Source organism: Bacillus cereus group sp. BfR-BA-01381, from assembly GCF_022663555.1.
Classification (GTDB): domain Bacteria; phylum Bacillota; class Bacilli; order Bacillales; family Bacillaceae_G; genus Bacillus_A; species Bacillus_A pacificus.
In genome coordinates, this window is the sequence record NZ_JAKUFR010000049.1 from 1 (window position 1) to 14,387 (window position 14,387).

Here is a 14,387-nt window from a genome sequence, read left to right on the forward strand (position 1 = left end):
GAAATCATCTATTTTAGTTATTCCAGTTTTATTTTGGATAGGTATTGCAATCTATGAATATTTTTGGCTAATTGATGATCGAGCAGATTCAATTCTTACTCATTATTCTGTTGCAATAGCGATTTTAATTGGGCTCGTTTTATTTTCCCAAGATCAAATAGGTAAATTAGAAGGTACGTTAAAAGGAATTCTAATGCTTGTTTTACTTGCAAGTTACGGCTACTTTGGTTATTTGCACGATATAGTAATCTCGCAAAAGAAATATGATTCTGTTGTAAAGGTAGAGAAAGATATTTCAGAGCCATTTACTGAAAATGATCAGCCATTTACAGTGCCGCCAAAGACAGCGGAGAATAAGATGAAAAAAGTATTTGGGGATATTCCGAAAGTAGCTTATTTTGAGCTAGGAGAATTAACGCCACAAATGGTAAATGGCGAGGCTTTATATGTAGCACCGATTGAAGTTTCAGGATTTTTTAAAGCACGTAAAGCTGAGACAATTCCAGGGTACGTCACGATGTCAGGTACGAATCCTGATGCAGAAGCGAAACTGCACCTTGGTTATAAAATGAAATACGTGCCAAGCATGTTTTTCGGAAATAATTTAGAGCGTGTGGTAAGGCAAGCAGAACCAAATTTAATCTTTAAAGGAAAACCTAAATTTGAAGTGGATGATAAAGGGAAACCGTATTATACAATGACGTACGGTGAATTTATTTCAGGAAGATCTGGATTTGAGGTAGAGGGCGTTGTAGTAGTAGATGCACAAACAGGCGAAGTGAAAAGATACGATAAAGGAAAGGCACCTAAATTTGTTGATGGCGTATTAAATCACGAGACTGCATCTACGTTAAATACGTACTTCGGTAAATATATTCACGGATTTTGGAATACAAAATTCTCGCAAACTGATATGAAGATCCCGACTGAGTGGGGAACGAAAGAAGGAGTTACACCGATTTTCGGTAAGGATGGAACACTATATTACTTTACTGATTTCACTTCTCCGAAAGAGGGAGTAGATTCTGCACTAGGTTATTCACTTATCGATGCGCGTACAGGTAAGTTGTATTACTATAACGGAAAAGAAGTAAAGGGAATTATGGATGGTTCGGCTGCTTCAGAAGTCGTGGATAATTCTTTTAAGAGAGAAAAGTGGCATGGAACGATGCCGGTTATTTATAACGTGTACGGTAAACCTTCTTGGATTGTACCTGTTATTGATGACGGAGGGTTAGTACGTGCCCATACTGTTATCTATGCTTCTAATGCGAAAATATTTGCAACAGGTTCGACGCAAAAAGAAGCGCTTGAGAATTATAAAAATGCGCTGAGTGGAAGCGGAGATTCATTTAGACCGACTTCAAATGGAAAAGAGGCGCAAAAAGAAGGCACTGTACAACGTGTATATAAAGAAAAATCAGGTGAAAATACAATCGTGTACGTACTGTTAGAGAATGAACAAAAAGTATTTATGATACCTGTGAAGAAATTCCCATATGCTATGTTTACAGAAGTGGGAGATCCAATTCAAATCACATATTTAGATACAGGAGAGGCGATGTCTTCCGTATCTAAATTTACAAATAGTAATTTGAACAAGTAAAGCGATAGAAATTCTATCGCTTTTTTTTACAAAATTAAACAGGAAAATGCGCTATACTTGACGTATGTTTATGTTGTAACTATAATTGTTACGATTTAGTATGTATAGGAAAGGGTGAATGAAAAAAGTGAATGAAGTTAATCAGGAAATATATAAGCCTGTAAAGATGAACAGGTTATGGATGATTCTTGTACTAGGGACACTTACGGCGATTGGGCCATTATCTATTGATATGTATTTGCCTTCGTTACCGAAGTTAACGGATGACTTGCAAACAGGTGCATCCCTAGCCCAGCTTACATTAACAGCTTGTTTGCTTGGGCTTTCAGTAGGACAATTATTTGTTGGCTCAATTAGTGATATTTACGGAAGACGCAAACCTCTTATTATTGCTCTCATTATTTATGTTGCTTCTTCTTTACTTTGTGCTGTTGCGCCATCTATTTGGACGTTAGTGTTATTACGCTTCCTACAAGGAGCTTCAGGATCAGCTGGGATTGTTATATCACGTGCAATGGTACGTGACATGTATTCAGGTTCTGAAATGACGAAGTTCTTCTCACTACTTATGTTAGTAAACGGAGCAGCGCCTATTTTGGCACCGATTATTGGGGGACAATTATTACAGTTTACAACATGGCGCGGTGTTTTCATCGTTCTTGGAGCAATAAGTGTATTCATGTTAATATCAGCTACTTTCGTATTGCGTGAAACATTACCTCCTGAAGAAAGAGAAACAGGTGGTTTGTCAGGGACGTTAGCGACGTACGGAAAACTATTAAAGGATCGTTTGTTTATGGGATATGCATTGTCACAAGGATTAGTAACAGCGGCAATGTTTGCATACATTTCGGGCTCACCATTTGTGTTGCAGAACATATACGGAGCATCACCACAGCAATTTAGTTTATTCTTTGCAATCAACGGTATTGGTATTATTATTGCTAGTCAGGTAACAGGTCGTTTAGCGGGGAAAGTGAATGAGAAGACTTTATTTGTCTCTGGTATCATTATTGCAGCTGTTGGTGGTTTATCTTTACTACTGACAATCTTACTAGGAATAGGGTTAATTGGCGTTTTATGCTCGTTATTTCTTGTCGTATCAAGTGTTGGGGTTGTCTCAACAACCGGGTTCTCGTTAGCGATGAGAAATCAGAAACAAGCTGCAGGAACAGCATCAGCTTTATTAGGTTTATTACAGTTCATTTCAGGAGCGCTTGTTGCACCGCTAGTAGGTATAGGTGGAAGTAACACGGCGTTACCAATGGGTGTTGTAATAGCTCTTTGTGAAACTGGTGCGGTACTATGCTATTTATTTATGGCCAGAAGAAGTGAAAAGCAGTTTGAACTGCAACAAAGACAAAATTTAGAGGCTTAACTTATAAAAAAGAGCTGATTCAAATACTTTTTGAATCAGCTTTTTTCATTTCTTTGAAGTAACTAAGACAGCTTTGTAAGGTGATGCAAAAGTTATTTGCATAAAGTGACGATACTGTGACAAAAATGTAGGCATGTATATTAAGGTATCGTCTTAAGTGTAAAAAGTAGGATGTTCTCGGTATAATAACAAGTGGAGATAAAAGAAACTATAATGAGTAGTAGCTGTAGATAAAAGGAGAAGAAGAGATGAAGAAGGTTTTGGGTATTGCTGTAATGGGAAGTATGATCCTTCTAGCAGGATGTAATGGAAATAAAGATACGAAAGAACCGAAAGAAAAGGTAGAACAATCTACTGAGCAAACAGAAGAGATGAAAGAATACCGTGCAGTACATGAAAAATATGATTTGAAAATGAATAAAGAGATTAATAAAGCACTACAGTTATTTGAAGTAGCAAAAGAAAAGGGCGGTAAGGAAATAACGAATGCTGCATATAAAGAAGATGTGCAAAAGGTAACGACGAGCATGTTAGAAGATATTGATCATATACGTAAAGAGATTCGTGTTCCAAAGTCGAAAGAGCAAGAACATGAAGTATATGTTGGTTTCTTGAATGAATCGGAACAAGCGATGAAAAAATTACAGAAGTTAGCTAAAGAAGAAGATTCGTCGTTGATTCGTGATATAGAAATTAACTTTGCAACAGCATCGACATACTATAAACGTTTTCAAGCAGAAACGAAAAAATAACCTTGCCTGTGCAAGGTTATTTTTTCTTCTTACCATCGCCGTCTTCATCCTCGGATACTAATACCTTCTGTTCTTCGTGAAATTCGGAAATAGTTTGCCCGGTAATATTATCAAAGGGGGTGTAAAAAGAGGTAATGCTTTTCTTTTTAATGAAAAGTTTATAAAATCCAATGATAACAAGTATAACGATTGTTAATGGTAATCCTATAGTTGCTAGAAGTAAGGGATCCATCATATAACTCCTTTCATATCTTTTTTATTATAAGCGAAATACGATATAGATAAATAAAAGTATTAAAAACTGATTTTTCTAAATATATCCAATTTGATTGACTTTTCGTTTTTTCAGAATTATAATTCGAAATATACAATTTGAACCAAATAATAATATAGCAATTTACTTATCCAGAGAGGTAGAGGGACTGGCCCTATGACACCTCAGCAGCGGGTTCTGTAATAGGAACACCGTGCTAATTCCAGCAAGCAAGTCTTGAAAGATAAGTGATGGGCCTTTGTTTATTAAGCCTTGATCTTATTTTTTAAGATCAAGGCTTTTTGTATTCTAAAAAGAGAAAAGGGAGTAATGGAAAAAGTACGTTCATAAAACTGAGTAAATATATGTGTTTAGGGGGTTATTGAAGTGTATGTAATTAAAAAATTATCAGTTATGGTGTTCACGCTATGGGTTATTACGACGGTGACATTTCTAATTATGCATATTATTCCGGGGGATCCATTTTCATCAGATGCAAAAATCTTTCCTGAAGAAGTGATCCAAAACATGAGAGCGAAGTATCACCTTGATGAACCGTTATGGAATCAATATGTTGCTTATTTAGACGGCGTAGTTCATTTTGATTTTGGTGAATCTGTTCAATCAACCGGGCAAGGTGTATCAGAAATTATAACAACTGGTTTTGGTCCATCAGCAATTATTGGTTTGCAAGCACTTATTATTTCATTGCTAGTCGGAATTGCTGCAGGTACATTTGCTGCTCTCTATCATGGGAAGGTAATTGACTACGGTGTAAGTTTACTTGCCATCCTCGGTATTTCTATTCCGAGTTTTATTTTAGCACCACTATTTATACAAGTATTCGCTATTCAATTCGAGCTCTTACCAGTAGCTTCTTGGGGTACATTTGAACATACGGTATTGCCATCCTTTGCATTAGCGTTAGGACCAATCGCAGTGATTACAAGATTTGTTCGCTCTAATATGATCGAAGTACTGCAGAGTGATTATATTAAGTTAGCGAGAGCGAAAGGTATACCGATTAAGAAGATTATTATAAGACATGCTCTTCGAAATGCGATTGTTCCAGTACTTACATTTGTTGGACCATTAATGGCGGGACTTTTAACAGGTACTTTCGTTATCGAAAAGATTTTTTCAATTCCTGGTCTCGGAAAATATTTTGTAGATAGTATTTTTAATCGAGATTATCCAGTGATCATGGGAACAACCATTTTTTATAGTGCACTTTTAATTGTATGTATTTTTATTACAGATATTATTCATCGTATTGTTGATCCACGTATTCGTTCTATTACGTAAGGAGGGAGATGGTTAAATGGGGGCTTATGAAATTAATGACCAGTTATTAACAAATGAAGAGAAAAAAGAATTAACAATAAATAAAGATCAGCAAAAGATTAGCCGAAAGAAAGAAGTGTTTCGTAAGTTTGTATCGAATCCAATCGCAGTTTTAGGATCAGTGACGTTATTACTCATTATTGTTTTCTCACTTGTTGGTGAAAGTTTAACGCCATTTACTGCGAGTGAACAAGTAAAAGAGGCAACAAACTTACCACCTAGTAGTGAGCATTGGTTTGGAACAGATGATTTGGGAAGAGATATATGGGCACGTACTTGGGCTGGCGGGAAAATTTCATTAACAGTTGGATTAGTGGCAGCTGCTCTTGATATAGGACTTGGTGTGCTAATTGGAGGATTTAGCGGATATGTGAGAGGGCGCAATCGCCTTGGGACATTAATTGATGAGTGGATTATACGAGGAATCGAAGTGTTATACGGTATCCCATATTTATTAATTGTTATTTTACTATTAATTGTTATGAAACCAGGTCTTTTTACCATTATCATCGCCCTTGCATTAACAGGATGGATTGGTATGGCACGTCTCGTTAGGGCGCAAGTTTTATCTTTAAAACAAAGAGAGTTTGTTATTGCAGCGGAGCGATTAGGTACATCACATATGAAAATTATATACGGGCATTTAATTCCGAACTTAACAGGCATTATTATCGTAAATTTATCATTTACAATTCCAGCAGCTATTTTCTCAGAATCATTTTTAAGCTTTATCGGACTAGGAGTGCAATCACCGGCAGCAAGCTGGGGGACGATGACGAATGATGCACTTGGGACATTACTAAGCGGGGAATGGTGGCAGCTATTCTTCCCAGCAATCATGATTGCGCTCATTATGTTCGCGTTTAACGCAATTGGTGATGGTTTACAAGATGCAATTGATCCAAAAATCGTAAAACGGAATCGAAAGGAGAAAAAACATGGGACAGCTCTTATCTTTAGAAAACGTAACGTTAGCCGTTGAAAAAGAGAATAGTAAACAAGCAATTGTGAAGCATGTTTCCTTTTCTATTAGCGAAGGTGAAATAGTTGCGCTTGTAGGAGAAAGTGGCTCAGGGAAAAGTGTTACAGCACAATCTATTATCGGCTTAAATCAAGAATCAATTCATATTGATGATGGAAATATATCTTTTGAATCAGAGGAATTAACGAATCTACAAGAATCAGAATGGAATCAAATTCGTGGGAAAGATATTGCTTTTATCTTTCAAGATCCACTTTCATCTTTAAATCCGACGATGAAGGTGGGAAGGCAAATTACAGAGGTGATTTTGCAACACGAAAAGAAATCGAAAAAAGAAGCAAAAGAAATTGCGATTAACTTATTAAATGATTTAGGGATACATGAAGCAGAGAAACGCTTTGAACAGTACCCACATCAATTAAGCGGAGGCATGAGGCAACGTATTTGTTTAGCAATCGCATTTGCCTGCCACCCAAAACTCGTTATTGCGGATGAACCTACGACAGCATTAGATGTAACAATTCAAAAGCAAATTATGGAGTTATTAAAGGAAAGAAAGGAAAAGCAAAATACGAGTATTTTACTAATTACGCACGATTTAGCACTTGTACGTGAAGTAGCGAATCGAGTAGTTGTGATGTATGGAGGACGTGTTGTTGAAAAAGGAACGATAGAGGAAGTGATAGGTTCCCCTAAACATCCATACACAAAAAGCTTATTACAAGCAATTCCGAATATGGATGATTCCGAAAAAGTATTACGTGCAATAGAAGGGACGACACCTTCCATTGAGACTTTAAATAGCTTTGGTTGTCCTTTTGTAAATCGTTGTCCAGTAGCGATAAAAGAATGTATTCATCGTTTCCCAGAGAGAACAACATATTCCAAGGAGCATAGTTCACATTGCTGGCAACATGTTCTGGAGCATAATAAGGCGAAATCAAAAGAGAAGGTGAATGCCTCATGACGACAGATTTAATTAGTGTAAAGCAAGTAACGAAAACGTATGGAAGTAAAAATAAAGAAATCGCAGCGTTAAAAGACATATCACTTGCGATCCCGAAAGGAACAACGCTTGGCATTATTGGAGAAAGTGGTTCAGGAAAAACAACACTTGGTAAGCTCATAGCTGGGATTGAGAGCCCAACGTCTGGTGAAATTGATTATAACGGTCAAGTCGTTCACAAGTTGAAGGCAGCTCATAAACGTGATTTCTTACAGAAAGTACAGTTTATTTTTCAAGATTCCACAGCAGCATTAAATCCGCGCTGGAAAGTACGCGATAGCGTAACGGAAGGTTATATTTCATTCGGTTTAGGTGATAAAGGATTAAAGGATAAAGTAGCAGGTGATGCGCTAGAACGTGTGGGATTAGATAGACGATATATCGATCGCTATCCGCACGAATTTAGCGGAGGACAACGTCAACGAATTGCTATTGCAAGAGCGTTATTGTGTGAGCCAGAAGTATTGATTCTTGATGAACCAATTTCGGCATTAGATGTTTCGCTTCAAATCCAAATTGTGCACTTGCTGCAAAAAATTCAAAAGGAACAAGGTTATACATATTTATTTATCGCGCACGATTTACCGATGGTTCACTATTTATGTGAAAAAGTAGCTGTCTTATACAAAGGAGAACTTGTTGAATTTGGAAATACGGACGAAGTATTCCGTAATCCACAACATTCTTATACAAAAACACTATTGGCATCAACACCAAAAATTTCAGGTTAAAGGAGAATGTAGGATGAAGAAGTTTTTACTGTTTGTCATTATGACTGTTTTAGCAATTACTTCTGTTGCTTGCGGTAAGAAAGAGACGCAAAAGGCGAGTGCTGGTAAGGGAGAAGGAGATCGATTAGTAACGAATATTGGTAGCGATCCATATACACTTGATTCCGCTATTGCGACAGATAGTACTTCAGGTTATGTAATTGGACATTTATTCTCAAGCTTATATACGCAAGATAGTGATGGGAAATATCAAAATGAATTAGCAGAGAAAGAAGAAGTAAATGCTGATGGAACTGAGTATACAATTCATTTAAAGAAAGATATTAAATGGTCAGATGGTTCTGCTATTACAGCAAATGATTTTGAATTTGCATGGAAGCGATTATTAAATCCGAAAACGGGTTCTATGAATGCAACAGAAATGTATTTTATTAAAGGGGCAGAGGCATACAATACTGGAAAAGGTGAAGAAGGACAAGTTGGCATTCAAGTCATTGATCCTCAAACATTAAAGGTAACACTTGAGCACCCAGTGTCTTCTATTAAACAAAAATTAGCAAGCTCATTATTCATTCCATTATCTAAAAAATCAATTGATGATAATAATAAATTAAAAACAGATCCAAAAGAGTTAATTACGAACGGACCATTCACATTAAAAGAATGGAAGCATAATCAGGCTATTACGGTACAAAAAAATAAAGAATACTATGATAAAAAGGTAACATTAAAAGAAATTGAGTTTCGTATTATTCCAGATTCTAAAACAGCGTACCAATTATACAAATCAAAAGAATTAGATTTACTAAGTAGTTTACCGCAAGAAATGATTGAGAAAGAAAAAGGAAATAAAGAATATAAACGTGTTGCAGGATTTTCATCTTATATTTATTCGTTTAACGTAGAAAAAGAGCCATTCACAAATGCGAAAGTACGTAAAGCATTCTCGTTAGCAGTTGATCGTAAGTTTATTGTTGAAAAACTGTATAAAAACAATGCACAAGAAGCAAATGCATTCGTTCCAGAAGGAGCAAAAACACAAAGTGGGCGTGATTTCCGTAAAGAAAAAGGTGGTTACGTTAAATTTGATCCAGCAGAAGCGAAAAAATTATTAGAAGAAGGTATGAAAGAACAAGGCTGGCCTACATTACCTGAGGTAACATTAAAATTCACTACAGATACACAACATAAAAAAGTAGCAGAAGCAATGCAAGAAATGTTTAAGAAAAATCTTGGTGTAGATATTAAATTAGAAAATAAAGAGTGGAAGAGTTACATCGATACATATAAGCAAAGTGATTTCCAATTAGCTTATATGGGATGGGGCGGTTCTCTATTAGATCCAATTACTAAATTAGATTTATATGCAGGTGATGGTCCAAATAATTATGCAAAATGGCATAATAAAGAATTTGATGCTTTAGTGAAGGAAGCAGAAGTGGAACAAAATGAAGATAAGCGTTTTGACTTATTGCATAAAGCAGAAGATATTATGTTTACAGATTCACCATTAATTCCAATTATATTCCCGTCGGATTCCTATTTACAAAAACAAACGGTATCTGGACTTCAATATTATGTTGGATCTAAACCTGATTTAAGATACGCAAAAATAAAGAAGTAGGCAACCGCCTACTTCTTTATTTTATTTCTCTTTTATATTCTTTTTTCGTTCCATCAGAGAAGACAACTTCTAAATCGAATTTTTGGTAGTCTTTATCAAGTTTGAACACGTTCACTACTTGATCGATTACTTCTTGGTCAGCAGTATCTTTATCAAATTTTAATTCTTGTAGAAGTGGGCTTAATTTTGTGATAGCCTCGTCTCCTGTTAATTTTACATCTGCTTTATGATCTTCAATTTTTGCTTCCATTTTCTTATCAGCTGCTACATTTTTATAGTCTGCTTCGTAGTCTTTCTTTGTATCTTGGTAGTCTGCCTTTAAATCGAATTCATTGAAGTTTAGTTTTAAATCTGCAGGAGCCTCGTTTTTTGCTTCTTCAGTTGTCTTTTTATTAGAAGTTGTGTCTTCTTTTGCAGGAGCTTTACATCCTGTTAATGCAGGTACTAGCATAAGAGCTAATAAAACTGATAGTAGAGTTCTCATTATAAATTCCTCCTTATGTAAATTCGTTCTATACAAGTTTTTCCCAAAATCATGTAATTATGTATGTGTTAAAAATAAATTATTATTCTGTAGTTGCAAGGGCTAATCCGCAATTTAAATCAAAAAAGATTTGTATGTATATGGTAAATTGAAGTTGTGAGGAGGTACTAAAATGCATGAAGAATATAAAGAGATAATAAAAAAATCAATTGAATATATAGAAAATCACTTGCATGAGGAGCTTACAACAGAAAGAGTAGCATCTCACAGTGCAGTATCGGTGTACCATTTTCATCGTATTTTTCAAAGTTATATTGGGATGAGTGTAACGGATTATATTCGAAAGAGAAGATTAACTCATGCTGCACAGGCTTTAGTATCGACTGAAAGAGCAGTTATTGATATTGCAATGCAATATGGTTTTTCCTCACAAGAGGCATTTACGAGAGCTTTTAAAAGAATGTTTCAATGCAAAAAGAAGGAGAAGAGGATTATTGACAATTATTAGAAAATTTATATAATCTAAATGTAAGTGATCACTTGCATGAGGAAGAGAGGATTTTATGGCGCGCTCAAAGACGGCAGAAAAAATTATTCAAGCGGCAATTGAATTAGTGAAAGAAAAAGGATATACAGCAGCGACAACGAAAGAAATTGCAATGCGTGCTGGTGTTAATGAAGTAACGATATTCCGCAATTTTAAAAGTAAGAAGGGTGTTATTGAAGCAGCGGTTGCTGAATTTTCATATGTACCGCATTTAAAAAAGTTTTTGCAAACAGAGATTGTATGGGAATTAGAAACAGATTTAAAAAACTTAGCAAGGCATTATCATAATTTTTTAGATGGGGTAAAAGATATTATTGCTATCGGTATACGTGAGGCTGGAGAATTTCCTGAATTAGATGGGGAAATTGCTAAAATACCACAAGGACTAAAAGAAGAATTAAGTATCTATTTTGCAAAAATGCAGGAAAAAGGAAACATTATTGATACGAATATTGAGGCGCAAGTAATGAACTTTATCTGGATCAATTTTGGATATTTCTTATCTAAATTACGTTTTGCCGATCGCCTGACAGAAGTTGATGATGAGAAATTTATTGAAAATAATATTGTTTTATATGCTAGGGCATTAAGACCCTAGTATTTATTTAAAATAAAATGCAAGTATGTACTTGCTTGCTAAAAGGAGAGCGGGAAGATGGATACATTAAAACAGTTTTTAAAAAGACCAGGTACGTATGTAGGAATGGTCGTAGCGCTATCATTCCAACTTATTTTCTTTTGCGTGTGGTTAACGGCATATGATGGAGTGAATGAAAGAGCAGATCAAATGCGTATCGCTATTGTGAATGAAGATGTAAATATAGGTAGTAAAATAGCAGAAGGCTTACAGAGGAATTTACCATTTCAAGTGAAAGCAGAACGGTCTGTGGAAAAAGCAAACAAAGAAATGAATGACCATGTGTACGATATGATTATTGAAATTCCTGCTTCTTTTTCAAAAGATATAAATGAAACAGGAAAATCAAATTTAAACTTCCATATTAATCAAGCGAATGCCATGATGGCAAAGCAAATGATGGAAGGAGCTGCAAAACAAATTCGAGATAATGTAAATAAAGAGGTAGCAAGTTATAAGAAACAAGCGATTGTCGGAAAGCTACAAGCTGTAGGACCTGAGAATGTAGAAGTGATAAAAGGGTTAACTGAAGATTCAATTGGTTTTACAGTTCATAAAGTAAATGATGCAAAAGGATTTTCAGTGAATATGGTACCGCTAATGGTCGTATTAGCTTCATTTGTAGGAGCAATGATAATGAGTATGGAATTATCAAAAGTTGCAAAAGAAGTAAAGGGCAGTTGGAGTAATTTCTTATCAAGACAAATTATAAACGGTACAGCATCGATTTTACTTGCATGTATTACAATTGGTTTGATGAAAGGCTTCCAAATTGAGATGCACGAAACGGTAGGGAGTATATGGGTGTTTCAAGCAATAGTCTTCTTCGCATTTCTTTCATTAACACAAATGTTTCTAACTGTGTTTGGAAACGCAGGTATGATTTTTAATATCATCTCACTATCGTTACAACTTGTAAGTTCGGGTGTAATCGTACCACATGAAATGCTTTCTAAAACATATCAAACAATCGGCGGATTATTTCCTGCAACATATGCAGCGAAAGGCTATTATACAATAATATTTGGAGGAGTTAGTTTAGAGAGAAATATTATTTCATTATTAGTTATTGTATTGGTTACACAATCAGTAGCAGTGATGACTTTAGCCATAAAAGGAATGGTAAAGGGAAGAAGAAGCTCTGTAGTTAAAGAAGCATAAAATAAAAAGGTATCCTAATTGGATACCTTTTTATTAGCACTTATTATTTTGCAACCTCTGTCCACTTGTAGTTAAACTCACCACCGAAGTCAGTTGTTACAAGTCCTTTAATAAATCCGCGTTGTAAGTAAGAACGACCTTGTTGGTATAAAGGAGCGACAGCACCGTCTTGTAATAGAATTTTTTCAGCTTGCTTCATTGCTTCCCAGCGAGCTTTTTCATCACCAGCTAAATCTGTTTTCACTTTATGAATGAGCTCATCGTACTCTTTGTTAGAGTATTTATCGAAGTTATACGCACTATCTGTTGTAAATAAATCTAAGAATGTAATTGGGTCAGCGAAGTCAGGGCCCCAGCCATCAATACCGATTTCATAGTCACCACTTAATAGTAGTTTTAACTGTTGTTTACGTGGTTGTGGTTTTAAATTCACTGTTAACCCATCTAAGTTCTTTTCTAGTTCACCTTTTAAATATTCACCAGTCTTTTTAGCTAAAGCGTTATCACTTGTTAAGAGTTCAATTGTTACTTTGTCAGTACCAAGTTCTTGCTTCGCTTTTTTCCAGTTTTCTTTCGCTGTTTTTACATCATCTTTCACTAGATTTCCATTTTCTTTACGGAAGTCGTTGCCTTCAGGGCTTTTTGCAAATTTCGCAGGAATCATTCCTTCAGCTGGAACAGCGCCGTTATTTAAAATTGTTTCTACGTATGCCTTTTTATTCATTGCGCCGTTAATAGCAAGGCGTGCATGTTGATTTTTTAATGTTTCATTTTTTTGATTGAGTCGTAAAAATTGAATGCCAACTTCAGCACGTTCTTTGAAGTTTGGATCGCCCTTATATTTATCAACAAACTCCGCAGTTAAAGCAACGCGATCAATTTGTCCTGAATCATATAAATTAACTTCTGTAGACTTATCTTTAACGACATTGAAGTTGATTTCTTCTAATTTCACCGTTTTAGCATCCCAATAGTTAGGATTCTTCTTCAGTTGGAAGCTTTGCTCGTGTTTCCAGTTATCTAATGTGAAGGCACCGTTGTAAATTAAATGATTTGTTTCTAAACCGTATTTATCGCCTTGAGACTTTAAGTACTCTTCATTAATTGGTAAGAATGTTGAGAATGTCGTTAAACTTAAGAAGTAGGGAACAGGACGATCTAGTTGTACTTCTAATGTTTTGTCATCAATAGCTTTGACCCCTAGTTGATCAATCGGCAATTGTTTTTGGTTTATTTGTTTCGCATTCTTTATATCGAAGAATAAGAATGCATATTCAGCTGCTGTGTCAGGGTTTACGGCACGTTGCCAAGCGAAGACGAAGTCCTTTGCTGTAACAGGAGTACCGTTTGACCATTTTGAATCACGCAGATGGAATGTATATTTTGTTTTATCGGGACTAACGTCAACCGACTCAGCGACACCAGGAATTGGTTTATTATCTTCTCCCATTGCGTATAAACCTTCAAAAACATTTCGCATTACGCTCATGGATTCCCCATCCGTTGCTTTTGCAACATCCATTGTTGGAATTTCTGAAGCGAATGATAAGTTAATTGCCTGCTTATCAGGTGCTTTATCATTTGCTTTCGCTCCGCTTGCATGATCTTTATTTCCCGCAAGCAGTTAGTAATAGACTTGCCCCTAAAACAGATGCAACAACAGGTACAACTTTTTTCTTCATTGTTCGTTCCTCCCTAAATGTGTTGTTCGTAACGTCAGAATGTCCATGTCTTGAAGTGTATTTATAGAAGAAGAGAAAACCTATTATAAATATGTATATGTAGGTAATCAGGTGTTCTATATGTATATACATGTTGAACTATAATGTATCGTTATATGTTTCAACATAGGAGACGTTATATTTTGATGGTGAAATATTTC

General features: G+C 35.6%; 12 protein-coding genes, 2 pseudogenes and 1 riboswitch. Of the genes and pseudogenes, 11 read left to right on the top strand and 3 right to left on the bottom strand.

Annotated features, from left to right (window positions below):
* From MR079_RS17080 to MR079_RS17090, 3 genes are all read left to right on the top strand, one after another.
* On the top strand, positions 1 to 1,606 hold a 1,606-nt coding region (locus tag MR079_RS17080), incomplete at its 5' end, for a DUF3981 domain-containing protein (RefSeq protein WP_242294348.1).
* Positions 1,607 to 1,724: 118 nt separating this feature from the next.
* Positions 1,725 to 2,984 (top strand): multidrug effflux MFS transporter, encoded by a 1,260-nt coding sequence (locus MR079_RS17085; RefSeq protein ID WP_139869599.1) that lies wholly within the window; start codon positions 1,725 to 1,727, stop codon positions 2,982 to 2,984.
* A 248-nt stretch (positions 2,985 to 3,232) separates the two neighbouring features.
* Complete coding sequence (locus MR079_RS17090) at positions 3,233 to 3,736, top strand: hypothetical protein (RefSeq protein WP_139869600.1); 504 nt, start codon at positions 3,233 to 3,235, stop codon at positions 3,734 to 3,736.
* A 16-nt stretch (positions 3,737 to 3,752) separates the two neighbouring features.
* Here MR079_RS17090 and MR079_RS17095 read toward each other — a convergent pair whose 3' ends face one another.
* Positions 3,753 to 3,968 carry a DUF3951 domain-containing protein gene (locus tag MR079_RS17095; RefSeq protein ID WP_000371390.1) on the bottom strand — a complete coding sequence of 72 codons (216 nt, stop codon included), beginning with the start codon at positions 3,966 to 3,968 and terminating at the stop codon, positions 3,753 to 3,755.
* A gap of 166 nt (positions 3,969 to 4,134) precedes the next feature.
* Positions 4,135 to 4,240: riboswitch (SAM riboswitch) on the top strand.
* A gap of 136 nt (positions 4,241 to 4,376) precedes the next feature.
* On the opposite strand from MR079_RS17095, the gene MR079_RS17100 reads away from it, so the two are divergent.
* Genes MR079_RS17100 through MR079_RS17120 form a run of 5 tightly spaced genes read left to right on the top strand, consistent with a single transcriptional unit; the run spans position 4,377 to position 9,676 of the window.
* Positions 4,377 to 5,294: an ABC transporter permease gene (locus MR079_RS17100; protein ID WP_000289310.1), complete on the top strand. Its 918-nt coding sequence runs from the start codon at positions 4,377 to 4,379 to the stop codon at positions 5,292 to 5,294.
* A gap of 16 nt (positions 5,295 to 5,310) precedes the next feature.
* Complete coding sequence (locus MR079_RS17105) at positions 5,311 to 6,315, top strand: ABC transporter permease (RefSeq protein ID WP_000501525.1); 1,005 nt, start codon at positions 5,311 to 5,313, stop codon at positions 6,313 to 6,315.
* Positions 6,272 to 7,282 (top strand): ABC transporter ATP-binding protein, encoded by a 1,011-nt coding sequence (locus MR079_RS17110; RefSeq protein ID WP_139869603.1) that lies wholly within the window; start codon positions 6,272 to 6,274, stop codon positions 7,280 to 7,282. Before MR079_RS17105 ends, MR079_RS17110 begins: the two co-directional genes overlap by 44 nt.
* Positions 7,279 to 8,052, top strand: a complete 774-nt coding sequence (locus tag MR079_RS17115) for an ABC transporter ATP-binding protein (protein ID WP_242294349.1) — start codon at positions 7,279 to 7,281, stop codon at positions 8,050 to 8,052. The genes MR079_RS17110 and MR079_RS17115 overlap by 4 nt, the downstream gene beginning before the upstream one ends.
* Before the next feature lie 13 nt (positions 8,053 to 8,065).
* Positions 8,066 to 9,676: a peptide ABC transporter substrate-binding protein gene (locus tag MR079_RS17120; RefSeq protein ID WP_242294350.1), complete on the top strand. Its 1,611-nt coding sequence runs from the start codon at positions 8,066 to 8,068 to the stop codon at positions 9,674 to 9,676.
* A gap of 16 nt (positions 9,677 to 9,692) precedes the next feature.
* On the opposite strand, the gene MR079_RS17125 is transcribed toward MR079_RS17120, so the two are convergent.
* Positions 9,693 to 10,160 (bottom strand): YusW family protein, encoded by a 468-nt coding sequence (locus MR079_RS17125; RefSeq protein WP_001259643.1) that lies wholly within the window; start codon positions 10,158 to 10,160, stop codon positions 9,693 to 9,695.
* A gap of 172 nt (positions 10,161 to 10,332) precedes the next feature.
* On the opposite strand from MR079_RS17125, the pseudogene MR079_RS17130 reads away from it, so the two are divergent.
* The 3 genes and pseudogenes from MR079_RS17130 to MR079_RS17140 form a co-directional block, all read left to right on the top strand.
* Positions 10,333 to 10,650: pseudogene (locus MR079_RS17130) on the top strand (helix-turn-helix transcriptional regulator); the annotation flags it as partial.
* Between the two features lie 73 nt (positions 10,651 to 10,723).
* Positions 10,724 to 11,305: a TetR/AcrR family transcriptional regulator gene (locus MR079_RS17135; RefSeq protein WP_000124364.1), complete on the top strand. Its 582-nt coding sequence runs from the start codon at positions 10,724 to 10,726 to the stop codon at positions 11,303 to 11,305.
* A gap of 57 nt (positions 11,306 to 11,362) precedes the next feature.
* Positions 11,363 to 12,505, top strand: coding sequence for a YhgE/Pip domain-containing protein (locus MR079_RS17140; RefSeq protein ID WP_242294351.1), 1,143 nt, complete (start codon positions 11,363 to 11,365; stop codon positions 12,503 to 12,505).
* 43 nt (positions 12,506 to 12,548) lie between these two features.
* On the opposite strand, the pseudogene MR079_RS17145 reads toward MR079_RS17140, so the two are convergent.
* Positions 12,549 to 14,187 (bottom strand): annotated as a pseudogene (locus MR079_RS17145) (peptide ABC transporter substrate-binding protein).
* Between the last annotated feature and the right edge of the window lie 200 nt (positions 14,188 to 14,387).